Annotated in this window: 21 protein-coding genes; 12 read left to right on the forward strand and 9 right to left on the reverse strand. The window is 66.4% G+C overall.

The features are described from left to right. From AC1Q64_RS22205 to AC1Q64_RS22230, 6 genes are all read left to right on the forward strand, one after another. A partial coding sequence (locus AC1Q64_RS22205) for an EAL domain-containing protein (RefSeq protein WP_492252859.1) occupies window positions 1-233 on the forward strand: 233 nt, incomplete at its 5' end. Then, window positions 230-2,743 (forward strand): putative bifunctional diguanylate cyclase/phosphodiesterase, encoded by a 2,514-nt coding sequence (locus tag AC1Q64_RS22210; RefSeq protein ID WP_492252860.1) that lies wholly within the window; start codon window positions 230-232, stop codon window positions 2,741-2,743. The genes AC1Q64_RS22205 and AC1Q64_RS22210, both read left to right, overlap by 4 nt. A gap of 49 nt (window positions 2,744-2,792) precedes the next feature. Beyond that, window positions 2,793-4,004: an FAD-dependent monooxygenase gene (locus AC1Q64_RS22215; RefSeq protein WP_492252861.1), complete on the forward strand. Its 1,212-nt coding sequence runs from the start codon at window positions 2,793-2,795 to the stop codon at window positions 4,002-4,004. Between the two features lie 316 nt (window positions 4,005-4,320). Beyond that, window positions 4,321-6,243 carry a PrkA family serine protein kinase gene (locus tag AC1Q64_RS22220; RefSeq protein WP_492252862.1) on the forward strand — a complete coding sequence of 641 codons (1,923 nt, stop codon included), beginning with the start codon at window positions 4,321-4,323 and terminating at the stop codon, window positions 6,241-6,243. Between the two features lie 47 nt (window positions 6,244-6,290). Next, complete coding sequence (locus tag AC1Q64_RS22225) at window positions 6,291-7,559, forward strand: YeaH/YhbH family protein (protein WP_291438951.1); 1,269 nt, start codon at window positions 6,291-6,293, stop codon at window positions 7,557-7,559. Next, window positions 7,556-9,187 (forward strand): SpoVR family protein, encoded by a 1,632-nt coding sequence (locus AC1Q64_RS22230; RefSeq protein WP_291438953.1) that lies wholly within the window; start codon window positions 7,556-7,558, stop codon window positions 9,185-9,187. The genes AC1Q64_RS22225 and AC1Q64_RS22230 overlap by 4 nt, the downstream gene beginning before the upstream one ends. 98 nt (window positions 9,188-9,285) lie before the next feature. Here AC1Q64_RS22230 and AC1Q64_RS22235 read toward each other — a convergent pair whose 3' ends face one another. Continuing rightward, window positions 9,286-9,672: a MerR family transcriptional regulator gene (locus AC1Q64_RS22235; RefSeq protein ID WP_343736579.1), complete on the reverse strand. Its 387-nt coding sequence runs from the start codon at window positions 9,670-9,672 to the stop codon at window positions 9,286-9,288. Window positions 9,673-9,765: 93 nt separating this feature from the next. Here AC1Q64_RS22235 and AC1Q64_RS22240 point away from each other — a divergent pair, with 93 nt between their 5' ends. After that, window positions 9,766-10,248: a hypothetical protein gene (locus tag AC1Q64_RS22240; RefSeq protein WP_492252863.1), complete on the forward strand. Its 483-nt coding sequence runs from the start codon at window positions 9,766-9,768 to the stop codon at window positions 10,246-10,248. Here AC1Q64_RS22240 and AC1Q64_RS22245 read toward each other — a convergent pair. Beyond that, window positions 10,220-11,398: an MFS transporter gene (locus AC1Q64_RS22245; protein WP_492252908.1), complete on the reverse strand. Its 1,179-nt coding sequence runs from the start codon at window positions 11,396-11,398 to the stop codon at window positions 10,220-10,222. The genes AC1Q64_RS22240 and AC1Q64_RS22245 overlap by 29 nt on opposite strands. A gap of 671 nt (window positions 11,399-12,069) precedes the next feature. On the opposite strand from AC1Q64_RS22245, the gene AC1Q64_RS22250 reads away from it, so the two are divergent. Then, window positions 12,070-12,432, forward strand: coding sequence for an MliC family protein (locus AC1Q64_RS22250; protein WP_291437366.1), 363 nt, complete (start codon window positions 12,070-12,072; stop codon window positions 12,430-12,432). Window positions 12,433-12,557: 125 nt separating this feature from the next. On the opposite strand, the gene kynA is transcribed toward AC1Q64_RS22250, so the two are convergent. The 6 genes from kynA to AC1Q64_RS22280 form a co-directional block, all read right to left on the reverse strand. Further along, window positions 12,558-13,445, reverse strand: a complete 888-nt coding sequence (kynA, locus tag AC1Q64_RS22255; protein WP_291437368.1) for a tryptophan 2,3-dioxygenase — start codon at window positions 13,443-13,445, stop codon at window positions 12,558-12,560. Window positions 13,446-13,463: 18 nt separating this feature from the next. Then, window positions 13,464-14,774, reverse strand: a complete 1,311-nt coding sequence (kynU, locus tag AC1Q64_RS22260) for a kynureninase (RefSeq protein WP_492252864.1) — start codon at window positions 14,772-14,774, stop codon at window positions 13,464-13,466. Window positions 14,775-14,870: 96 nt separating this feature from the next. Next, a complete protein-coding gene (gene kynB / locus AC1Q64_RS22265) occupies window positions 14,871-15,527 on the reverse strand; it encodes an arylformamidase (protein WP_492252865.1) in 657 nt (218 codons plus the stop codon). A 123-nt stretch (window positions 15,528-15,650) separates the two neighbouring features. Further along, window positions 15,651-15,998, reverse strand: a complete 348-nt coding sequence (locus tag AC1Q64_RS22270) for a YkgJ family cysteine cluster protein (RefSeq protein ID WP_492252866.1) — start codon at window positions 15,996-15,998, stop codon at window positions 15,651-15,653. Window positions 15,999-16,039: 41 nt separating this feature from the next. Further along, the gene (locus AC1Q64_RS22275) at window positions 16,040-17,461 is read right to left on the reverse strand and encodes a sensor histidine kinase (protein ID WP_492252867.1); all 1,422 of its coding nucleotides are present in this window, start codon (window positions 17,459-17,461) and stop codon (window positions 16,040-16,042) included. After that, window positions 17,458-18,123 carry a response regulator gene (locus tag AC1Q64_RS22280; protein WP_056067070.1) on the reverse strand — a complete coding sequence of 222 codons (666 nt, stop codon included), beginning with the start codon at window positions 18,121-18,123 and terminating at the stop codon, window positions 17,458-17,460. The genes AC1Q64_RS22275 and AC1Q64_RS22280 overlap by 4 nt, the downstream gene beginning before the upstream one ends. Before the next feature lie 122 nt (window positions 18,124-18,245). On the opposite strand from AC1Q64_RS22280, the gene AC1Q64_RS22285 reads away from it, so the two are divergent. The 4 genes from AC1Q64_RS22285 to feoB all read left to right on the forward strand — a co-directional run bounded on the left by AC1Q64_RS22285 (window position 18,246) and on the right by feoB (window position 23,040). Then, the gene (locus tag AC1Q64_RS22285) at window positions 18,246-20,231 is read left to right on the forward strand and encodes a S9 family peptidase (RefSeq protein WP_492252868.1); all 1,986 of its coding nucleotides are present in this window, start codon (window positions 18,246-18,248) and stop codon (window positions 20,229-20,231) included. A gap of 173 nt (window positions 20,232-20,404) precedes the next feature. Further along, entirely contained in the window at window positions 20,405-20,653 is a 249-nt protein-coding gene (locus AC1Q64_RS22290; RefSeq protein ID WP_492252869.1) for a hypothetical protein, read from the forward strand. Window positions 20,654-20,788: 135 nt separating this feature from the next. Next, window positions 20,789-21,118, forward strand: coding sequence for a FeoA family protein (locus tag AC1Q64_RS22295; protein WP_492252909.1), 330 nt, complete (start codon window positions 20,789-20,791; stop codon window positions 21,116-21,118). Further along, window positions 21,115-23,040, forward strand: a complete 1,926-nt coding sequence (gene feoB / locus AC1Q64_RS22300; protein WP_492252870.1) for a ferrous iron transporter B — start codon at window positions 21,115-21,117, stop codon at window positions 23,038-23,040. The genes AC1Q64_RS22295 and feoB overlap by 4 nt, the downstream gene beginning before the upstream one ends. A 325-nt stretch (window positions 23,041-23,365) precedes the next feature. On the opposite strand, the gene AC1Q64_RS22305 is transcribed toward feoB, so the two are convergent. Beyond that, the gene (locus tag AC1Q64_RS22305; RefSeq protein WP_492252871.1) at window positions 23,366-24,046 is read right to left on the reverse strand and encodes an HD domain-containing protein; all 681 of its coding nucleotides are present in this window, start codon (window positions 24,044-24,046) and stop codon (window positions 23,366-23,368) included. Window positions 24,047-24,144: the final 98 nt, after the last annotated feature.

Consider the following 24,144-nt stretch of genomic DNA (forward strand, 5'->3'; position numbering starts at 1 on the left):
TTGTTAGGACGATCCTGGCGCTGGCCAAGAGCCTGGACCTGGAGGTGGTGGCGGAGGGGGTGGAGACGACGGGGCAGCTGTCGTTCCTGAGGCTGCACGGGTGCGAGGGGTTCCAGGGGTATCTGTTTGGAAGGCCTGGGTCCGTCGAGTTGTTCGAGCGTGAGCATCTGCCGGGCCATTCAGCCCCCTCGCTGCCGACCGCTCTGCCCGCATCGCAGGAGCCGCAGCCATGAACGGTGTGGGCATCCTGTGGGTGGACATTGACACCCAGCACGCAGCGGCCGCGCGGCGGCTCATGGCAACGCGTTACCCCGACTGGAGGGTGGTCAACAGCCCCACGCCAGAAACTGCCAAGGCTCCCCTCGCAAGCCAGGCCTGGGATGCCGTGGTGCTGTGCCTCAAGCCCACCGATCAGGAACTGCCCGGCCTGCTGGAGCTGTGCGCTGGTCGCCCGGTGCTGATGTGCATCGATGCAGCGCAAGAGGCCCTGGCTGCACGCGCCTTTCGCTGCGGGCTGGGCGACTATGTGCTGCGCGAGGCCGATGGCGTAGCGCACCTGAGCGAGCTGCTCAACCGCCTGGTCGCGCTGGTGCAAGGCGCCAAGGGGCAGGGCCAGCCCGTGCGCATGGTGGATGCCCGCATCTGGCAAGAGGCTCTGACCATGCTGCAGGAGCAGCGCTCGGCCCTGCAGGCCACGCTGGCCAGCATGAGCCAGGGCATCTTCAAGACCGGGCCCGATGGCCGCATCACCGTCTACAACGAGCGCGTGCTGGAGCTGCTGAACTTGCCCGAGTCGCTGATGGCCACCCGCCCCACGCTGGCTGACCTGACGCGCGTGCAGGCCGAGCGCGGTGACTTTGGCGAGGGCCACAGCCTGGTGGACCGGCGCGGGCACGACTACGTGGCCCAGGGCGCAGTGGCTCCGGCCCCGGCCTTGTACTGGCGCACCACACGAGATGGCCGTACGTTCGAGGTCCGCACCACCACGCTGGCCGATGGCAGCCTGGTGCGTACGTTTGCCGATGTGAGCGACTACGTGCGTGTGGAGAACGAGCTGCGCGAGAGCGAGGCGCGCTTCCGGTCCCTGAGCGACCTGTCGTCCGACTGGTACTGGGAGCACGATGCCGAGGGCCGCTTTGTGCAACTGGCGGGCGACCTGAGCGTGAACGGCATCCCGCTGTCGGACGTGATGGGGCGCACGCGCTGGGAGATCGGCGCCCTGAACATGACCGACGCTGATTGGGCCGCGCACCGCGCATTGCTGGCGGCGCAACAGCCATTCCGTGACCTGGAGCTGCAACGTCGGCGTGCGGACGGCAGCATGCACTGGATCTCGGTCAGCGGCGTGCCTGTGTTCGATGCCAATGGTGCCCTGCGCGGCTACCGGGGCGTGGGCCGCGACATCACCGAGCGCAAGCAGGTCGAGAGCCAGATCGAACGCCTGGCGTTCTATGACTCGCTGACCGGTCTGCCCAACCGCCGCTTGCTGGTGGACCGGCTGCAACACGCCACGCTGGCGGTCGCGCGCTCTGACACCCAGGGCGCGCTGCTGTTCATTGACCTCGACAACTTCAAGGACCTAAACGACACGCTGGGCCATGACACCGGCGACCAATTGCTGCTGCAGGTGGCGCAGCGCCTGAAGGGCTGCGTTCGGGAGTCCGACACCGTGGCCCGTTTTGGTGGCGACGAGTTCGTGGTGCTGGTGGAGGGCCTCAGCCCCGACCCCGCCCACGCAAGCGCCGAGGCTGCGCTGGTGGCCAGCCACATCATCACCACGCTGGGCAAGCCCTATGCGCTGGGCGATGCCAGCCACCACAGCACACCCAGCATAGGCATCGCGCTGTTTGGCCAGCAGACCGTGAGCGTGGATGAGCTGCTCAAACATGCCGACCTGGCCATGTACCAGGCCAAGGCGGCGGGGCGCAACACCCAGCGCTTTTTCGACCCCGACATGCAGGCGGCCGTGAGCAACCGCTCGGCCCTGGAGGCCGACCTGCGTCGGGGCCTGCAAGACAAGGAGCTGGTGCTTTACTACCAGCCAGTGGTGGACGGCAAGGGGCGCCTGCAGGGAGCCGAGGCCCTGGTGCGCTGGCGCCACCCGCGCCGGGGCATGGTGTCGCCTGCCGAGTTCATTCCGCTGGCAGAGCAGACCGGGCTCATCCTGCCCCTGGGCCAATGGGTGATGGAGGCCGCGTGCGCACAGCTGGTGGCCTGGCAGCGCAGCTCACTCACGCGACAGTTCTTTCTGTCGGTGAACGTGAGCGTGCGGCAGTTCCGCCAGCCCGACTTTGTGGAGCAGGTGCTGGGCGTGCTCGATGCCACGGGTGCCAACCCGGAACGCCTGAAACTCGAACTCACCGAGAGCCTGTTGATGGCCGATGTCGAGGACGTGATTGCGCGCATGGAACACCTGCGCCGCTACGGCGTGGGCTTCTCGCTGGACGACTTTGGCACGGGCTATTCCAGCTTGAGTTACCTCAAGCGCTTGCCGCTCGACCAGCTCAAGATCGATCAGGGCTTTGTGCGCGACCTGCAGACCGACCCGAACGACGCCGCTATTGTGCGCACCATCCTGGCGCTGGCGGACAGCCTGGACCTGGCGGTGGTGGCCGAGGGCGTGGAGACCACGGGTCAGCTGGAGTTTTTGCAGCGCTATGGCTGCAAGGCCTTTCAGGGCTACCTGTTTGGCCGGCCCATGCCCGCCGAAGTGCTGGAGCGTGCGCTGCGGCCTGCGCTATGACCTGCGCTAAGGCAAAGGTCCGCCGGCGCGCGCAGTTCACAATCGCGGCATGAAAAAACAGGTGTTGGTCGCCGGTGGCGGCATTGGCGGCTTGGCTGCTGCGTTGGGCGCATCCCGGGCCGGGTGGGAGGTGCGGCTGTACGAGCGCGCTGCTGCGTTCAGCGAAGTGGGTGCGGGCGTGCAGATCGGGCCCAACGTGGTGCGCCGCCTGCAGGCCTGGGGTCTGCAGCAGCCGCTGCAGGCGGTGGCTGCCTTCCCCAGCCGGTTGCAGGTGCGCAACGCCGTCAGCGGCAAAGAACTGGCCGTGTTGCCCCTGGGGCCCACGGCGGTGGAGCGCTATGGCGCGGCCTACGCCACCATTCACCGTGCGGACCTGCATGGCCTGTTGCTGTCCGCCGTGACGAAATACACCGACACACAACTGCATCTGGAGCATGCGATTGACAGCTTTTCCGATGCCGACGGCGTGGTCACCGTGCGCACCAGCCGGGGCAAGCAGGTAGAGGGCGATGCTCTGATCGGTGCCGATGGCCTGTGGAGCCGCACCCGCACCCAGCTTATGGGCGCGGTACCGCCACGCGTGACGGGGCACCTGGCCTACCGCGCGCTGGTGCCGCAGCATGCGCTGCCCGACGCCTTGCGCACGGCCCAGGTCACCGCGTGGCTGGGCCCGCGCCTGCATGCGGTGCAGTACCCCGTGCGCCGGGGCGAGCTGCAAAACCTGGTGGTCATCGTGCAAGGCCCCGCGCCGCAAGACCTGGAGAACTGGGACCATGCTGCCAACGTTGCAGGCCTGGAGCACGCGCTGCAAGGCACCTGCACCGCGCTGCAGGACGTGGTGCGCAGCGTGAGTGCCGTAGGTGGAGCGGGCTGGCGCCTGTGGCCCTTGTGTGACCGCCCGCCCGTGCGCAGCGCCGACGAGATGGCGCAAGGTCTGGTGGGCCTGCTGGGCGATGCTGCGCACCCCATGCGACCGTACCTGGCCCAGGGCGCGGGCATGGCGATTGAAGACGCGGCCGAGCTGCAGCGTGCATTGGCCATGCACGACCTCGATGTGCCGCTGCGCCTGCGCCGCTACGCGCTGAACCGCTGGCAGCGCAACGCGCGCGTGCAGGCCCGGTCCACGCGCAACGGCCGCATCTTCCACGCCACGGGGCTGGTGCGCTGGGGGCGTGACCTGTCGCTGCACCTGCTGGGCGAGCGTGTGCTGGATGTGCCCTGGCTGTACCGGGGCGATGGCTCCAGCGCCAGTTCTTTGTGATGGGGAGTGTGCAGGTGGCGTCCTGCAAATAAGCCCTTGGCGCAAGGCCCATGCACGGGCGTCAACTTGACTTCCCGGTTGTCAGGACATTCCCTATTCGGGGCAACCCGTGCCAGCGTTTTGCGGGGTGAACTTCGCGCAGTGTGCCACGCTCTATCGCTGTGTGTGCAACGCCCAGAAAAGGCCAACCATGCGTCCATGAATTCGCTGTTCAAGCGCAGGTCGTGGTGCTACAAAGGGCCAAGCCGGTAGCGATTGCCAATGCAACACCGTGGTACCACCTGAGCCCGCCAGGGGTGCCGCCACAGGAGGTCGTATGGATGCCATCAGCAACTTCGCCGCGCGCTATGCCCGTAGCCGCGAAGAGGAAATGTCGATCGACGAGTACCTCGCCGAGTGCAAGCGTGACCCCATGGCCTACGCCACATCGGCCCAGCGCATGCTGGCAGCGATTGGCGAGCCCGAGATGGTGGACACGCGCAATGACCCGCGCCTGTCGCGGCTCTTTGCCAACAAGGTCATCAAGCGCTACCCCGCATTCACCGAGTTCTACGGCATGGAAGAGTCCATCGAGCAGGTGGTGAGCTTCTTTCGCCATGCCGCGCAGGGGTTGGAGGAGCGCAAGCAGATCCTCTACCTGCTGGGCCCTGTGGGCGGTGGCAAAAGCTCCATTGCAGAGCGCCTCAAGTCGCTGATGCAGAAGGTGCCGTTCTATGCGCTCAAGGGCTCGCCGGTCAACGAATCACCGCTGGGTCTGTTCGACGCCGCAGAAGACGGCCCGGTGCTGGAGGAGCAGTTCGGCATTCCGCGCCGCTACCTGCAGCGTGTGCTGTCGCCGTGGGCGGTGAAGCGGCTGGAAGAGTACGGCGGCGACATCCGCCAGTTCCGTGTGGTCAAGCGCTACCCCAGCGTGCTCAAGCAGGTGGGCATTGCCAAGACCGAGCCGGGCGACGAGAACAACCAGGACATCTCCAGCCTGGTGGGCAAGGTGGACATCCGCAAGCTCGAAACCTTTGCACAGGACGACACAGACGCCTACAGCTACAGCGGCGGCTTGTGTCTGGCCAACCAGGGGCTGCTCGAATTCGTGGAAATGTTCAAGGCGCCCATCAAGGTGCTGCACCCGTTGCTCACGGCCACGCAGGAGGGCAACTACAAGGGCACCGAAGGTTTTGGGGCGATTCCGTTTGACGGCGTGGTGCTGGCCCACAGCAACGAAAGCGAGTGGAAGGCGTTTCGCAACAACAAGAACAACGAGGCGTTTCTTGACCGTATCTACATCGTCAAGGTGCCGTACTGCCTGCGCGTGAGCGAGGAGATCCGCATCTACGAAAAGCTCATCCGCGAATCGTCGCTGGGCAACGCCGTGTGTGCGCCCGGTACGCTCAAGATGATGGCGCAGTTTGCCATCCTCACGCGGCTGAAAGAGCCTGAGAACTCCAGCATCTTCAGCAAGATGCAGGTGTACGACGGCGAGAGCCTGAAGGACACCGACCCCCGCGCCAAGAGCTACCAGGAGTATCGCGACTACGCCGGCGTGGACGAGGGCATGACGGGTATATCGACCCGCTTTGCGTTCAAGATTTTGTCCAAGGTGTTCAACTTCGACAGTGCCGAGGTGGCCGCCAACCCCGTGCACCTGATGTATGTGCTGGAGCAGCAGATCGAGCGCGAGCAGTTCCCTGCCGAGCTGGAGACCAAGTACACCGGCTACATCAAGGAGTTTCTGTCGCCGCGCTATGCCGAGTTCATTGGCAAGGAGATCCAGACGGCCTACCTGGAAAGCTACAGCGAATATGGCCAGAACATCTTCGACCGCTACGTCACCTACGCCGACTACTGGATCCAGGACAACGAGTACCGCGACACTGACACCGGCGAGGTGTTCGACCGCAGCGCGCTCAACGCCGAGCTGGAGAAGATCGAGAAGCCCGCAGGCATCGCCAACCCCAAGGACTTCCGCAACGAGATCGTCAACTTCGTGCTGCGGGCGCGCGCCAATAACCAGGGCAACAACCCGAGCTGGACCAGCTACGAAAAGCTGCGCTTGGTGATCGAGAAGAAGATGTTCTCGAACACCGAAGAGCTGCTGCCGGTGATCAGCTTCAACGCCAAGGCCAGTGCCGAAGAGGCCCGCAAGCACGAGGACTTTGTCACCCGCATGGTGAACAAGGGCTACACGCCCAAGCAGGTTCGGCTGCTGTGCGAGTGGTACCTGCGCGTGCGCAAGAGTAGCTAGGGTCGGTGCCTGGGCCACAGGCCCTGCATGGGGAACGGGAGCAACGGATGGCATTGCAAATCATCGACCGCAGGCTCGCTGGCAAGAACAAGTCGGTGGGCAACCGCGAGCGATTTGTTCGCCGATACAAGGAACAGATCGCGGATGCGGTGCGCCGTGCCGTCTCGCAACGCGGCATCCGCGACATGGAGCAGGCCGAGAGCATCACCATCCCGCGCAAGGACATCAGCGAGCCCGTCTTCCACCACGGCCAGGGCGGCATCCGCGACACCGTGCACCCCGGCAATGCAGAGCATGTGCGTGGCGACCGCATCGAGCGGCCCCAGGGCGGGGCGGGTGGGCGCGGGTCGCAGGCCAGCGACAGCGGCGAGGGCGAAGACGACTTCACCTTCACGCTGACCAAGGAAGAGTTCATGCAGCTCTTTTTTGAAGACCTGGCGCTGCCGCACCTGCTGCGGACCCACATTGGCGAGAACCCGCAGTGGAAGTCGCGCCGCGCGGGCTACAGCCAGGACGGTATCCCCAACAACCTGGCCGTGCTGCGCACCATGCGCGGCGCTTTGGGCCGGCGCATTGCACTGGGCAAGTCGGCGCACCGCGAGCTGCTGGCGCTGCAGGCCGAACTGGACGCCCTGCTGGCGCAGGACGACGGCACCAGCGAGGCGGTGGCTGAGTTGCAGCGCCGCATCGATGCGCTCACGGCGCGCATTGGCAAGATCCCGTACCTCGACCCCATTGACCTGCGCTTTCGTGCGCGCACGCCGGTGCCCTTGCCCAGCAGCCAGGCGGTGATGTTCTGCGTGATGGATGTGTCGGGTTCCATGGACGAGACGCGCAAGGACCTGGCCAAGCGGTTCTTCATTCTGCTGTACCTGTTTCTCACGCGGCACTACGAGACCATCGACATCGTGTTCATCCGCCACCACACCCAGGCGGCCGAGGTGAGCGAGGAGCAGTTCTTCCATTCCACCGAAAGCGGCGGCACGGTGGTGAGCAGCGCGTTGGTGCTGCTCGACCAGATCATCCGTGCGCGCTACCCTCAGGGCGACTGGAACATCTACGTGGCGCAGGCCAGCGATGGCGACAACTTCACCAACGACAGCGGCGTCTGCCGCAACCTGCTGGTGGACAAGATCCTGCCGCTGGTGCGCTACTTTGCCTATGTGCAGGTGGCCGAGGAAGAGCAGAACCTGTGGGACGAGTACAGCCAGTTGATGCCGCTGTACTCCCACTTTGCGATGCGCAAGGTCTCCGCACCCGGTGACATCTACCCGGTGTTCCGCGATCTCTTCAAGAAAGAGGGGGTGGCCGCATGAACAACGTTGTGCAGTATCCCGTGCTGGAGCGCCGCCTCAGCGACAACCCCTGGAAGGCCGCTGCCGTGGGCGAGCGCCGCCACCGTGCCGTGCCCGGCCAGCCCCTGCCTGCAGGCGCGCGGCCGGCCGAGCCGTTGCCCGACCCGAGCGACTGGACGTTCGAACTGATCGAGCGCTACCACGCGGCCATTGCCGCCACGGCCGAGCGCTTTGGTCTCGACACCTACCCCAACCAGCTGGAGATCATCACCGCCGAACAGATGATGGACGCCTACTCCAGCGTGGGCATGCCGGTGAACTACCGGCACTGGAGCTACGGCAAGGAGTTTCTGGCCACCGAACGGCGCTACCGGCGCGGGCACATGGGCCTGGCGTACGAGATCGTCATCAACTCCAACCCCTGCATCAGCTACCTGATGGAGGAGAACACCACCGCCATGCAGGCGCTGGTGATTGCGCATGCCGCCTATGGCCACAACAGCTTCTTCAAGGGCAACTACCTGTTTCGCATGTGGACCGATGCGTCCAGCATCATCGACTACCTGGTGTATGCCAAGGACTATGTGGCCCAGTGTGAGGAGCGCTACGGCACGGGCGAAGTGGAGCGCCTGCTCGACTCCTGCCATGCCCTGGCCAACTTTGGCGTGGACCGCTACCGCCGCCCGTCCAAGAAGAACCTGGCGCGCGAGCGGCTTGAACGCGCGCAGCGCGAGGCCTACGCCCAGCAGCAGGTGAACGAGCTGTGGCGCACCCTGCCCACGCGCCCCGGCAAGGAAGGTGCGGCGCAAGAGGCCGACCGCTTCCCCAGGGAGCCGCAAGAGAACATCCTGTACTTCATCGAAAAAAACGCGCCCCTGCTGGAGCCCTGGCAGCGCGAAATCGTGCGCATCGTGCGCAAGATCGCCCAATATTTCTACCCCCAGCGCCAGACCCAGGTCATGAACGAAGGCTGGGCCACGTTCTGGCACTACACGCTGCTCAACACGCTGTACGACGAGGGTTACCTGAGCGACGGCGTGATGATCGAATGGCTGGGCTCGCACACCAACGTGGTCTACCAGCCACCCGTGGGGCACCGTGCCTATAGCGGCATCAACCCCTACGCGCTGGGGTTTGCCATGTACCGCGACATTCAGCGCATCTGCCAGCACCCCACCGAGGAGGACCGGCACTGGTTCCCCGATATTGCTGGCACCCCCTGGCTGCCTGCGCTCGACCATGCCATGCGCAACTTCAAGGACGAGAGCTTCATCGGCCAGTACCTCAGCCCGCACCTGATGCGCGAGATGCGCCTGTTTGCGCTGCATGACGACGCTGGCGAGCGCGATCTGGTGGTCAGCGAGATCCACGACGAAAACGGCTACCGCAGCCTTCGCCAGATGCTGTCGCAGCAGTACGACCTGGGCACGCGCGAGCCCAACATCCAGGTGTGGAACGTGAACCTGCGCGGTGACCGCAGCCTGACCCTGCGCCACACCCAGTACCAGGGCCGCCCGCTGGCCGACGACACGCAGGAGGTGCTCAGGCACGTGGCGCGGCTGTGGGGCTTTGGGGTGCAGATCGAGAGTGCGGACGCCGATGGCAACCACCCGGTGCTGCTGCACCAGGTGCCCGCCTCAGCCACCTGACCGGGCTGCGCTGGCACCTGCGCGGCGGTTGAAGGAAGATTGCTCTGTTTTTGATAGCTGCCAGCGCATGATGTACTAGCGCTACCGCCCGATTTGGCTCAAAAAGCGGGCGAAGAGGCCTTGGCCCGTGGCACCCGGGCCTGCAGCGGGCAGTCGGTGGCCACACGCTCGGCCAACGTCTGGCGCAGGGCCTGCAGGGCGGCAATGCGGTCGTCAATCTCCTGCAGCTTGGCGGCCAGCACCTGCGCCAATGCGGGGCCGGGCTCGGCGGCGTCCCAGATGGCGGGCAGCCGGTCTCCGATCTCTGCCAGAGTAAAGCCCAGCTGCTGCGCGGTGCGGATGTATTGCACCAGCGTCACCACCTCGGGCGGGTAGTCCCGGTAACCGTTGTCCAGGCGCCGCGCGCGAATCAGGCCCTGCTGTTCATAAAAGCGCAGCGCTTCGCGGCTCAGGCCCGAGGCCGTGGCCAATTCACCGATCAGCATGATCCCGTTCCCCTCACAAAGTGCTTGACCCTGAAGCGTACTTCAAGGTGGAAGCTCGGGGCCTCATTGATTGATTCACAGAGGTTTCTTGTCATGCACATCCCTGCTTTCGCTTCCGGCCGTTATCTGCGCATCGTCCGCGCCAGCGGCTGGTACGACCTGCTCGTCACCTGGCCGTTTGCCTTGCCCTGGACCTTCGCCTGGCTCTACACCCAGCTGAACCTGCTGGCCCAGGCGCTCGCATTGCCTGGCACCTTGCACCCCTTGGACACCACGCACATGCTGCTGGCCAACCTGCTGGGCTCGGTGGTGGTGGTGTGGTCAGTGGCGCGCATCGTGGCGCCCACGGTGCTGCTGGGGCGGCTGGATGGCGTGGCGCGGTTTCTGTTTGCGGCCTGGCAGATCTACGCGGTGGCAAACGGCGCCAATGCCATCGTGCTGGGTTTCACCGCCTTCGAGTTGTTGTTCGGCGTGCTGCAATGGTGGCGTGTAGCAGGTGCCAGTGAGGCGCTGTGCCCGCCTGACCCCGCGCGGGTGAATGAGCTGGTCAATGGGCGGGCGCGGGCAGCAGCCTGAAGGCCAGTGCACCCACCACCAGCATGGCCGCAATGGTCAGCATCACCGCCACGTACGGGTCTGCACCCTGTGCGGCGGCGAGGGAGGCCGCCACGCCCGTCACCCACTGCATCAGCGCCACGCCCAGGAACAGCGCCATGGTGAACACCGCCATGGCCCGCCCCGTGACCGCAGGGGCGTAGGCCGAGCGCACGTCCGAATACTGCAGCACCATGTAGCCCGACAGCAGGCCCACAGCCACGGAGCCGCCCACGTCCAGCCATTCGGCATGCAAAAAGCCCATGGCTGCGAACAGCGCCGCCAGCAGGACGGTAAAGCCCAGCAGCCAGCGTCTGCGCCGCGCGGGGCCAGGGTCCAGCCGGCCAAAAAAGGCCGGGCTGAACAGCGACACCAGCGACGACAGCATGGCCACATTACCGCTGGCCACCAGCGAATAGCCGTGCCGCTCGATCAGCAGCGGCCCCAGCCACAGCCCGCGCAGCGTGAGGAACGAGGCGTACGTCATCAGCGCCAGCAGCATGATGCCGGCGGTGTGCGGCAGCAGGAACAGCGCGCCAAAGCCGCGCACCGCCTGCAGCGCCGATTCGCGCGGAGCGGCCTTGTCGATGGGTTGTGCGGGTTCATGCACCTTCCAGAAGATCAGCAGCCAGGCCAGCGCCGCCAGGCCCGCCAGCACCCCAAACCCCATGCGCCAGGACGACTGCTGCACCAGCCAGGCCAGCGGCGTGCCGGTGAACAGCATGCCCAGCCCGCCCACCCCCATGGCCACGCCTGACACCATGGCAAACCGCGACGCGGGAAAGTAGCGTGCGATGAACACGGTGCACACCAAAAATGCGGGCGCGCAGCCCACACCGATCAGCACCTGCCCCAGCAGCACCGCGCCATAGCCCGGCGCCAGTGCCGACAGCACCGCGCCTGCAATGGACAGCGGAAACGCCACCAGCAGCGTGCGCCGCACGCCATACAGGTCGATGCCAATGCCCATGAACAGCTGCATGGTGCCAAAGGCAAACGCAAACGCCCCGGCAAACAGCCCCAGCGCCTGCGCCGACAGACCGAACTCGGCCCGCAAGCCCGTCGCCATGATGGCCGTGATGGTGCGAAACGCCTGGCTCAGCGCAAAGCCCGCCACCAGCGCCAGCAGCATGGCCCAGGCAGTGCGGGGGGCGAGGAGGGGAGCAGCAGACAAAGGGGTGGGCACGGGGGGGGCTCCAGAGCGGATGGCATGGGCTGTCGAGAGGGGTTTTCCATCAGCGACTGGTCCCCAGGAGGTTATCCGCTGAGCACGGGCGCTGCTGTCACCCATGGACGGCGGAGAGCAGGCTGAGGGATCCGAGGGGTGTCTCCGGTGGACTCTTAGGGTATGTCCCAGTCCCTTTCGTCATAACCCACCGAACGCATCGGATGTTGTGGTTTTTGCGATGACTGTGCCTGTAATCAGATGTTTGTGTTGTTGATTGGGCTCTCTGATGCATCCAATCCGACCCGGCCTGCAGGCGGTTGTGGTCGTCATGCGGGCGCCACAGTGCGCGGCCAGACTTTAGAGGAGGCTCTCGATGTGGGGATCACCCCAATGACGGTGCCGGGGGCCTGGGGCACTCTTGTGTCCATGTGCTGCACCGGGTGTTGGTCACGGCTCTGGAATCGCAGGTTTCGGTCTCTCGCAATCAGGATGGTGCAGGCAGTGGTGAGTGGCAAGGTTTGTGCTTGGGTGATCACTACGGGGCTTTGAATGGGTCCCGGTGGCCGGTGGCCACAAGCCGTTGGATGGAAGTTGTCGGGCGCCGTCAGGCGGTGCCGCGATGTCAGGAGTGACCGATGAAGACGATGGTTTTGCTGGGTTCGGGTGCGTTGGCTACCCTCTTGTTGTCGGGCTGCGCAAGCCAGCCCCCCGCGATGCAGGCGTTCAGCGCCCCCGCCGACGGCAGCAGCATGCAATACGCCTGCGGCAATGGTGAAAAGGTCGAGATGCAGTTCTACCCCGAGCAAGGCCGCAGCGTGATGCGCCGCAGCGGCTGGACGGTGGAGCTGCCCAAGCAGGCTGCCGACAGCGGCTACGCCTACAGCAACGGCCCCACCACGGTGCTGGGCAAGGGCAATGAGCTGACGATTCAGATTGGACACCTGGCACCGATCTGGTGCCGCAGCAACCGCGGCATGATGGTGGCGGGCGTCCAGTAACCGAAACACACCCAGCAATCTACGGCCTCGTGGTTGCCAGCGCTGGCGGCCAGAGCGCCCCCAGTTTTGTCCATGGTTTCCGCCAAGCCGGTGCAGGGCTGCTTGGCAGCCGCTGTGGTCTGCGCTCAAAGATCGGTGCGCAGCTTCCAGATCTCCGGGAACAACACCACGTCCAGCATCTTGCGCAGGTAGCTCACACCGCCCGTGCCACCCGTTCCGCGCTTGAAGCCGATCACACGCTCCACCGTGGTCACGTGGCGGAAGCGCCAGAGGCGGAAGGCGTCTTCCAGGTCGGTCAGCTCCTCGCCCAGCTGGTACAGGTCCCAGTGCTTTTCGGGGTTGCGGTACACGGTAAGCCAGGCTTGCTCCACCGCATCGTTTTCCACATACGGCTGCGTCCAGTCGCGCTCGGTGTGGCTGGCGGGCACGGCCAGGCCACGCCGTGCCAGCAGGCGCAGCGCTTCGTCGTACAGCGATGGAGCCTCGTACGCGGCCTGCACCAGGGCCAGCAGGTCGGCGCGGTGCTCGTGGGGCTTGAGCATGGCGCGGTTCTTGTTGCCCATCGAAAACTCGATGCAGCGGTACTGATAGCTCTGGAAGCCGCTGGACTGGCCCAGGTACGGCCGCATGGCGCTGTACTCGGGCGGTGTCATGGTGGCCAGCACGTCCCACGCATGCACCAGCTGCTCCATGATCTTGCTGACCCGCGCGAGCATCTTGAAGGCGGGCGGCAGTTCGTCGCGCGCAATGTGGCCGATAGCTGCGCGCAGCTCGTGCAGCATGAGCTTCATCCACAGCTCGCTGGTCTGGTGCTGCACGATGAACAGCATCTCGTCGTGCGCGGGCGACAGCGGCTTTTGCGCGGTGAGGATGGCGTCGAGCTGCAGGTAGTCGCCGTAGCTCATGCTCTTGCTGAAGTCGAGCTGGGCGCGCTCTTCGTGCACGATGGATTCGGGCAGGGCAGCAGACGCCGCGCTGTTTTCACCTGCAGGGGTTTGCGAGAAAGGGCACATGGTGGTTTGCCTTTTCGATCAGGTGACGGCGTGCGTCTGGTTGAACTCGGCCTTCTGCCACTCGCCGCTCTCCAGCACCTGGCGCAGGTGCTCCACGGCATTCCAAACATCTTCAAAGCCCAGGTACAGCGGCGTGAAGCCAAACCGCAGGATGTCCTTGTGGCGGCCCGTGCCGCCATCGCCTTTGCGGAAGTCGCCAATCACGCCCCGTGCAATCAGCGCCTGCACTATGGCATAGGCACCGCTGCCCTGGCCGTTCACGCCCGCACCTTCGTCGCGCGTCAGGCACACCTGCGAGCCGCGCTGGGCATGCTCGCGCGGCGTGGCCAGGCCCAGGCCGTGGCCTGCGCAGCGTTCTTTCACCAGCTTGATGAACAGGTCGGTGAGCGCCAGCGACTTGGCGCGCAGTGCGGCCATGCCGCCCAGGCTTTGCGCGGCGGTGAACACATCCAGCCCGCATTGCAAGGCCGAGAGGCTGATGATGGGCTGCGTGCCGCACAGGTAGCGTGTGATACCCGGGGCGGGCTGGTAGTCGGGCGTGAAAGCAAACGGTGCGGCATGGCCCCACCAGCCAGACAGCGGCTGCCAGAAGCGGCTGGCATGGCGCGGGTTGGCCCACACAAAGGCCGGGGCGCCGGGGCCGCCGTTCAAATACTTGTAGCCGCAGCCAATCGAAAAATCTGCGCCTGCGCCGTTCAGATCGACCGGCACCGCACCCGCGCTGTGCGCCAGGTCCCATACGCACAGGATGCCCTGGGCGTGCGCCGCAGCCGTGATGGCGGCCATGTCGTGCATGGCGCCGGTGCGGTAGTTCACGTGCGTGAGCATCAGCACGGCCACGTCATTGATGAGCGCTGCGGTGATCTCTTCGGGCTCCACCAGCACCAGCTCCAGGCCGCGCTCCTTGCACAGGCCTTCGGCAATGTAGAGGTCGGTGGGGAAGTTGCTGCGCTCGCTCACGATGCGCGTGCGCGCGGGGCTGTCTTCGCGCGCGATGTTCAGCGCCGCGCTCAGCACCTTGTAGAGGTTGATGGAGGTGCTGTCGGTGCACACCACTTCGTCCTGGCCCGCGCCGATCAGCGGGGCGAGCTGGTTGCCCAGGCGCTGGGGCAGGTCGAACCAGCTGGCGGTGTTCCACGATTTGATGAGATCTGTGCCCCATTCGCGGGTGACTACATCGGCCACGCGCGCGGCGGCGGCCTTGGGGGCCACGCCCAGCGAGTTGCCGTCCAGGTAGATCACGCCGGGTGGCAGGGCAAAGTGGTCGCGCAACGAGCGCAGCGGGTCTTGCGCGTCGAGCGCGCGGCAGTCTTGAAGGGTGATGGACATGGGAGTTGGGTAGATAGTTGCTATGTTATTGATAGCTGCCGGCGCATGTTGTACTAGCGCTTCCAGCCAAAAATGCTTGAAATTCTGTGTGTTGTGCTATTCCAGCGCCCGCAGCACGGCGCGCACGGGCGATGCGTCGGCCGTGGTCAGCTTGAGCGGCAGGGCGATAAGTTCGTAGTCGCCCTCGGGCACGGCGTCGAGCACCAGGTTTTCGAGCACGCGCAGGCCCCGGCGGCGGATGACCTGGTGGCTCTCCAGTGTCTTGCTGTCGGCCGGGTCGATGCTGGCGGTGTCGATGCCCACCAGCAACACGCCCAGGTCAGCCAGGCGTTCGATGGTGCCGGGCGCATAGGCGGCCAGCTGGCCGTCCCAGCGGTCCACGGGCATGTGTTCGTAGGTGCGCACCAGCACGCGCTGGGGCAGGGGGCTGTTCACCGCGTGGGCAATGTGCTCCCAGGTGATGAGCGGGCCGCAGCCGATGGCGTGGATCACGCGGCAGGGGCCCAGAAAGGCGTCGAGCGACACGTCACCGATGGTGGCGCCCTGCGCGTCATAGTGCAGCGGCGCATCGGCGTGGGCGCCGACGTGGGGCGACATCGTGATCGCGCTCACGTTGACCGGGCAGCCGGGGCCGATGGTGGCGCACCACTGCTGGCTGTAGCCCGTGTCGCCGGGGAACACGGGGCTGCCCGCATGCACGGGCGGCGAGATGTCCCAGAGCCGGCGGGCGGTGGGGGAGGAAGGCGTTGACATGGGACAAAGTTTGCATGTCCCGAAAAAGCCATGGTGTCGGTTATTTCCAACACCTGGTCGATTTTTTGTTGAAGCCTAAACTATTTTGATGCGGCAGTAGCCCGGCTGCTGGAGCGTGTCACCTCACCAGATGGCGCCTTCCGCCAGCGGCGCCAGCCCGTGCCGCACACGCGCCTTGTGGCAGGCGTAGTCGCCCGCCGAGAACTCGCGGCAGGGCGCGGGGCGCAGTTCGTAGATGCTGCAGGCCACCTGCTGGCCCACCTGGCCGGTGAGCGCAACGCAGCGGATGGGTACCTGCTCCGTGCCCCGCATGCGGCAGGTGCTGCCGTTCACATCCAGGGCCAGACCGTCGGGCACCGTGCCACCCATTGCCTGCATCTCGTACACGGCAAAGTCCACGCGAAAGCTGGCGCAGCAGGCGCCGCAGCTCAGGCACGGGTGGGCGGAATCGGTGATGGAGGAATCGGACATGCGGGGTGACACACTGCACTTGGGCCCTGGCGGCGGGGCCGTCAGGCGCTGTGGGGGAGTGGAATGCTAACGAAAAAGCCCACGCCTCGGTCGTTCAGGCCCGCACCAACCTGCACCTGCCCACCCATGCGCAGCAACGCCTGCCGCACGATGGCCAGCCCCAGGCCCGAGCCGTTGGCGGCATGGCCCAGGCCCCGGTAGAAGCGCTCAAACACCCGCTGGTGTTCCGTGGCCGGAATGCCTGGCCCGTCGTCCTGCACCGACAGTTGCAGCGCCGCGCCCCCGCGCCGCAGCGTCACCGCCACGTTGCCGCCATCGGGCGTGTAGCGCAGCGCGTTGTCGATGAGGTTGTGGGCGATGGATTCGAACGCAGGCTGGTCGAGCCGCGCGGGCAAGGTGTCGGGCGCGTCCAGCGACAGTTCGATCTGCCGCGCCATGGCCTGCGGCGCAGCCTGCGCCAGTGCGCCGCGCAGCCATTGCGCCACATCCAGGTCGCGCGGTGCGGGGCGCTGTGCGTCGTCCAGCGCGGCCAGGTCCAGCAGTTGCTGGGCCAGGTGCGAGGTGCGGGCGATGGCCTGCTCCAGGTGGGCCTGCGCCTGGGTACGTTCTTCTTCGCTGGGCGAGCGGGCCATCACATGGGCCTGGGCGGTGATCACGGCCAGCGGCGTGCGGATCTCGTGTGCGGCGTCCTGCACAAAGGCGCGCTCGCGCTCCACCTTGTGCCGCAGCTGGGCGAAGAGGTGGTCCAGCGACTGCTCCAGGGGCTTGAGTTCGCCGTGGCGGGCGTTGAAACCCACCGATTGGAGGTCGTCCTGCCCGCGCTGCGCAATGCGGCTGGCCAGTTGCTGCAGCGGCCGCAGGCCGTGGCGTACCGAGAGCCACACCGCCAGCAGCACAAAGGGTGACGCCAGCAGCAGGTACGGCAGCAGGGCGCGGCCGTTGTACTGCAGGAAGTTGGAGTCCGTGCGCTTGGTCTCGAACACCCGCAGTACCCAGCGCGCATTGCGACCGGTGTAGATGCGGAACGACCGGCCCTGCAGGGCGGCTTCCTCTATGAATGGCTCTGCGCGGGGCGTGGCGGGCGGCAAGGCTACGTTCTGCAGCCCCGGCGAGGCAAACACACGCTGGCCCGATGCCGCATCGAGCAGCTCGTGCATCTGCACCCCGGGCAGCAGCCCGATCTGGCGGCGGCGGACGTTGGTCCAGTGGTCGGTGGCCGCCACAGCCGTGGCGGCGTGTGCAGGATCGGTAACCTGGGCCAGCGAGTCCAGCACCGCGTCGCCGTACTTCATCAGGCCCGGGTCGCGGGTGATGGTGTGTTTGTAGTTGACGAAGTTGTAGCCCAGCAGCACCGCCCACACCACCACAAACGCCACCAGCACCGAGGCCACGCTGCGGCGCATCAGCGTGGGTTCGGCCAGCCATGCCCATGCGCTGCGCAACGCGTGCTTCATCGTGGTCATGCTTGCAACAGGTAGCCTACGCCACGCACTGTGCGGATCAGCTCCGCCCCGATCTTGCGCCGCAGGTTGGACACATGCACTTCGATGGCAGCAAAGTCCATGGGCTCGCCCAGCGGGTCCAGCCGCTGCGACAACACGCTTTTGGACACCACCACGCCGGGCTCGCGCGCCAGCTCCAGCAGCAGCTGAAACTCGCGCGGCGACAGCTCCAGCGGAAGCCCGGCGCGCTGCACGGCATGACGCCGGGGCTCGATCACCAGCTCGCCCAGCACCCAGCGCTCGCTGGCCTGGCGCGCGCTGCGGCGCAGCACGGCGCGGATGCGCGACATCAGTTCGGCCGTGGCAAAGGGCTTGATCACAAAGTCGTCCGCCCCGCCGTCCAGGCCCGCCAGCCGGTCCTCCACGGCCGAGCGCGCCGTGATCACGATGACGGGCACCTGCCCGCTGTGCCCGCTCTGGTTGCGCCAGCGCGCCAGCAGGTCAAAGCCACTGCCATCGGGCAGTGTCAGGTCCAGCAGCACACAGTCCACCGTTGTGGCGTCGACCGTGGCGGGCGCATCCACCGCGCGGCGCAGCCACTCGCTGGTCAGCCCCTCCACCTTCAGCGCGGACTGCAGCGCGCGGCCCAGGTCCAGGTCGTCTTCGATGAGCAGGATGTGCATGGGGTGATTGTGGCGGGAGCGATGGCCGTTGCGCAGTGCCGCAGCCGCCACCTTTGGCTGGCCTTAAGGCGAGACTTTGCACAATGGGCGCATTCAATGGCTCAACACGTGGGGAGAAAACGATGGCATCGACAACCAAACAGGCGAGGGTGCGGCGATGGTCGGGCAGCGCAGCGCTTGCTGCTGCACTGGCCTTGGTGGGCTGTGCCTCCGGGCCTACGCACCCTTCGCTGGCTGGGGCGCAATTGCCTGACCTGGTGCCCGTGCGCGACTTTGTGGCCAGCCGGCAGTCCACCGGGGGTTATCGCGTGTCACCGGATGGAAAGCGCATCGCCTGGTTTGGCACCGACGGCGTGGTGCCCGCAATCTGGGTGCAGTCCATCGATGGGGGCGACGCCAAGGCGTTTCGCATCCGTGCGCGCGCCATCCGCTTCAGTGCCGACAGCCGCTGGCTCGGCATCACGGCCGACCCCACGGGCGATGAAAACACCCGCATCTATGCGGGCCTGGCCGACGGCCCCAGTACAGAGTTGAGCGAGCTGATGCCGGCGCCGCGTTCGGTGGCGCATTTTGCGGAGGCGGTGGATGCGTCGTCCGACTTCATCGTCACCTCCAACCAGCGCGACAAGAAAGTATTTGACCTGTACCGCGTGACCCCCGCAGGCGGCGCGCCGGTGCTCATGGCCACCAACCCCGGCAACGTGAGCTGGTGGGGCGTGGACACCACGGGCCAGCTGCGCGCCCGAGCGCAGATCCAGGGTGAGCAGGTGCTGCTGGAGCGGCCTGGTAAAGAACCGGGCAGCTGGGTGACCGTGGCAGAACGCAGCCGCTGGGACACGCTGAACATCTTTGGCCTGCATGACGAGGGTCGCAAGGCCTGGGCTCTGTCAAACCGTGGGCGCGACAAGCTGTCGCTGGTGCGGCTGGACCTGACCACAGGTGGCGAAGAGGAGTGGTTTGCCTCGCCCGACGTGGACCTGGACAACGTGACGCTCAGCCGCCGCACCCGCGAGCCGCTGCTGGCGCACTTCATGCCGGGCTACCCGGCGCGCAAGGTGTTCGACCCCGCGCTGGATGCCCGGCTGTCTGCCCTGGCTGGTGACAAGCCTGCAGAGGTGCTGGTGACCAGCCTGGATCAGACGGACAAGGTGCTTACGGTGGCGGTGGCCACCGACCGTGGCACCCGCAACTACCTGCTGCGCGATGGGCACGAACCCCGCTTTCTGGGCGAGAACCGGCTGAGCCTGATTTCCAAGGACCTGGCCCCCACCGCGCCCATCACCTACACCGCGCGCGATGGTCTCACCATCCACGGCTACCTCACGCTGCCCGTGGGGGCGGCGCCGCAGCGGCTGCCCACCGTGCTGCTGGTGCATGGCGGTCCCTGGGCGCGTGACCGCTGGGGCGACGGCGCCACCAGCCGCGCCATGCAGCAGTTTCTGGCCAACCGGGGCTATGCGGTGCTGCAGGTCAACTACCGGGGCTCCAGCGGCTATGGCCGCAACCACATGGAGAAGGCCCGTGGCGAGTTCGCAGGCCGCATGCACGACGACCTGGTGGACGGCGTGCGCTGGGCGGTGGAGCGCGGCGTGGCCGACCCGCAGCGCGTGGCAATCTATGGCGCCAGCTACGGCGGCTATTCGGCTCTGGTGGGCGCCACCTTCACGCCCGAAGTCTTTGCGTGTGCCGTGGATGTGGTGGGCGTGACGGACATCGCACGCCTGCTGGAAGCTGCTCCGCCCTATTGGGAGCTGGGCCTGCCCTGGTGGCACCGCTATGTGGGCAACCCGGCCGTGCCGGAAGACCGTGCGCGCATGGATGCGAAGTCCCCCCTGTACCGGGCTGAGCATGCGCAAAAGCCCATCCTCATCATGCACGGCGTGAACGACCCGCGCGTGAAGCTGGAGCAGTCCGAATGGATGGTGGCTGCCCTGCGCAAGGCGGGCAAGCAGGTGGACTACATCACCTTCACGGGTGACGGCCACGGCAACCAGCGCTGGCCCAACAACCTTACGATGTACCGCAAGACCGAGGACTTCCTGGCGCAATGCCTGGGTGGCCGTAGCAGCGGTTTTGACTACTACCAGCTGGGCGCGTGGGCGTTCTGATGGGGCAGGCCGTAGCTTCGCAGGCTGGACGTCCCAGTCGGCTCGGCTGCAGGCTGGTTCTCGCTCTGGGCCTGGCTGCAGTGTGTGGTGCCGCAGGCGCCCAGCCAGTCGCTCCAGCGGGCGGGGCCTGGGTACAGCTGGGGGATGCAGCGCCCTCGGAAGCTCCGGTCTACATGAGGGCCCGGCTGGTTTCTGTGAAGGCGGACGCGGGCGGCAACACCGCGTATGTACGGTTGAAGCTGCTGCCCCGCGCCAAGTTGCCGTTCACCATCCAGACCTTCAAGGTGGCCGATCGCGCGTTACTGGACGGTATTGGGCAGGGGGCCTGGGTGCAGTTCACCGCCCGGCACATTGACGGCGAAAACACGCTCACATCCATCCGCATGACCGCCGAATGCAAGCGGTTTGAGCCGTGTGACTGACCACCCACGCAAGGCGGTGGTCGCGGCAGCTTGCGCTGCATCAAGCAGGGAGCGCAATGGGTAACAGGGGAGATGTAGATATTGCTAAAATGAGAATCACTATTATTTGTATCGAGGCCAGTCACCATGAAAACCATGGACGATGGCGCTGCGGCGCGGTTGCATCTTCCTACGCAGCAGAACCTGTCCTCGCGGCTGGACAAATTGCCGCGCCGTGCCTCGGGCCGGGTCACGGGCCTGTTGCCCGCACAGGACGCGCAAGAGCACAGCATGCTGCTGCGCTTGCTGGAGATTGGCTTCCTGCCCGGTGAAACCGTGCAAGTGGTCGCACGCGGCTGCTGGGGCGGCGATCCCATCGCGGTGCGGGTGGGGCAGGCCACGTTTGCGCTGCGCCGCCAGGAGGCCTCCATGGTGCAGGTGCAGCTGCTGGATGACACCAGCCTGTCTGCCAAGGAGCTGGCATGAACGCCCAGGCTAATGTGCAACCCACCGCCGCCGATGCGCCCCTGCGCGTGGCGCTGCTGGGCAACCCCAACTGCGGCAAGACCGCGCTGTTCAACCTGCTCACCGGCGCACGCCAGAAGGTGGCCAACTACGCCGGCGTGACGGTGGAGCGCAAGGAAGGCCTGCTGCAGACCGCCGCCGGCCGCCGCGTGCGCGTGCTGGACCTGCCGGGTGCCTACAGCCTGCATGCACACAGCGTGGACGAGGCCATCACCCGCGACATCGTGCGCGGGCGCCGCGCGGGCGAGCCCGTGCCCGATGTGCTGGTGTGTGTGACCGACGCTACCCACCTGCGCCTGAACCTGCGCCTGGTGCTGGAGGCGCGCGCCCTGGGCCTGCCCATGGTGATGGTGCTCAACATGATGGACGTGGCCGAGCGCCAAGGCATCGCCATCGACCGCGAGGCGCTGTCGCGCGAGCTGGGCATGCCCGTGCTGGCCACCGTGGGCGTGCGCGGCAACGGCGCCCAGGAGCTGGTGCAGTGGCTGGATGGCGCCAACCTGCAGCAGCTGCAGCGCCCGGTGGTGGCGCCCGATGCGGCGGCGCGCCTGGATGCGAGCGACCTGGAGGCGCAGAACGACGTCATTCGCACCCACCAGGAGGTGCGGCGCATTCTGGACCGGGCCGTGCGCGTGCCGGTGGTCAGCCTGCGGACCGACGACCGCATCGATGCGGTGGTGCTGCACCCGGTGTGGGGCCTGCTGATCCTGGCCGCCACACTGTTCCTGATGTTCCAGGCGGTGTTCAGCTGGGCCGAGCTGCCCAAGTCATGGATTGAAGATGGCGTGGGCTGGCTGGCAGCCCTGGTCAACAGCCACATGGCCGACGGTCCCTTGCGCAGCCTGCTGACCGACGGAGTGCTGGCGGGTGCGGGCGGAGTGCTGGTGTTTTTGCCCCAGATCCTGTTCTTGTTCCTGTTCATCCTGGCGCTGGAGGACTCGGGCTACCTGCCGCGCGCGGCGTTCTTGCTGGACCGCGTGATGGGCACGGTGGGTCTGTCGGGCCGCTCGTTCATCCCGCTGCTGTCGAGCTTTGCGTGTGCCGTGCCGGGCGTGATGGCCACGCGCTCCATCACCCACTGGCGCGACCGGCTGGTGACCATCATGATCGCGCCGCTCATGACCTGCTCGGCGCGCCTGCCGGTGTATGCGCTGCTGATCGCAGCGTTCATCCCCGAGCGCACGGTGGCGGGGGTGTTCAACCTGCAGGGTGTGGTGCTGTTTGCGTTGTATGTGGCCGGCATCGTCAGTGCCATGGCCGTGGCGGCGGTGGCCAAGCTGGCCCGCAGCGACACGCGCGCCACGCCGCTGATGATGGAGCTGCCCGCGTACCGCTGGCCCAGCGTGCGCGGCCTGGCCTACGGCCTGTACGAGCGGGCGGTGATTTTCATCAAGCGGGTGGGCGGCATCATCCTGGCCGTCACGGTGTTGTTGTGGTTTCTGTCCACCTACCCCGGTGCGCCGGAAGGCGCCACGCAGCCTGCCATCACCTACAGCCTGGCCGGCCAGCTGGGCCGCCTGCTCGAGGTCATCGTCGCGCCCATTGGCTTCAACTGGCAGATTGCCATCGCTCTGGTGCCCGGCATGGCGGCGCGCGAGGTGGCGGTGAGCGCACTGGGCACGGTGTACGCGCTGTCTGCCACCGGCGACGAGGTGGCCAACCAGCTGGGGTCGCTGATTGCGGGCTCGTGGTCCCTGGCTACCGCGCTGTCGCTGATGGCCTGGTATGTGTTTGCGCCCCAGTGCATCTCCACCATCGCCGCCGTGCGGCGCGAGACCAACGGCTGGCGCTACCCGCTGCTCATGGTGGGGTACCTGTTTGCCATGGCGTATGCCGCCAGCTTTGTGACCTACCGCGTGGCGCTGGCGCTGGGCGGCGGCTGAGGGGAAACGTTGTGATGGTCCAGCAACTCGTCGTCGGTCTGATCGTCCTTGCCGCAGCGCTCTATGTGCTCTGGCGTTATCTGCCCGGGCGCTGGCGCCAAGGGTTGGGCAAGGTCCACCCGGGGCTCGTCCAGTCGCCGGGCTGTGGGGGAGGCGATGGTGGGTGCAGCAGCTGCGGCAGTTGCGCGGTGCCATCTGAGGCGGCCGCTGAAAAGCCCGTGGCCATGCCCGTCCGTCGCGGGTCTGCTTCTCAGTAGTTGCTATATTTTATATAGCTGCTGGCGCATGATTCACTAGCGCTACAGGCCGTTTTGACTCAAATTGTCTACTGGTACAGTTGGCTTTGGCCCAGCGCGCTCAACGCCTGTTGCAGGTTGACGCGCGCCTGGGCCTCGTAGCGCTGCGCAAAGTAGGCTGTGCCATAGATGTGAGGGCGGTCCAGAAAGCCTTGCAGCACTGCGCTGCGCCCCGCCACATAACGCGGCCAGCGCACAAAAAAGTATTCACGCCGCACGTTGCGTTCGAACTGTCGGTACACCGCGTCACTCTGGCCCAGGATGGCGAGGTCGATGTCCACCACCCACAGCGTATCGCCGGTGAGCGGGCCCGGGGTGTGGCGGGTGTCCATCACATGCTGGTGCACGGTTTCGGCCAGCGTGGTGGGCAGCCCTTGGCCCAGCAGGAACTGTCGCGCCCAGCCGGCGCTGCGCGCCTCGTTGTGCCCGCTCCACGGCCAGTAGATGGCGTCGTGGTACCACAGGGCGAGGGCCACAACATGGGGGTTGTGAAGCGCTCTGGGTTGCTGGTCTTGCACCGCCTGGAGGTGCCGCAGGCAGGCCCGCAGATGCGTGGTGTCGTGGTAGGCGCGGGGCCAGTGGGCCCAGCTGCGTAGCAGGCGCCTGCCCTCGGCTCGCCAGGCGGGTGTGTCGCGCCCCAGCGCTTGGCCCAGGGCCTGCCAGTGCGCCAGCAATTCGGCGCTGTGAGCGGGCTGGCGGCGCCAGGGCATGGGGCTGTCAGGCCAGTTTGCCCAAGAGCAGATATTCCATGAGTGCCTTCTGCACGTGCATGGCGTTCTGGCTATGGCCCGCAGCCCTCAGCTGCTTC

The organism is Acidovorax sp. GW835-FHT14G06 (genome assembly GCF_058793595.1).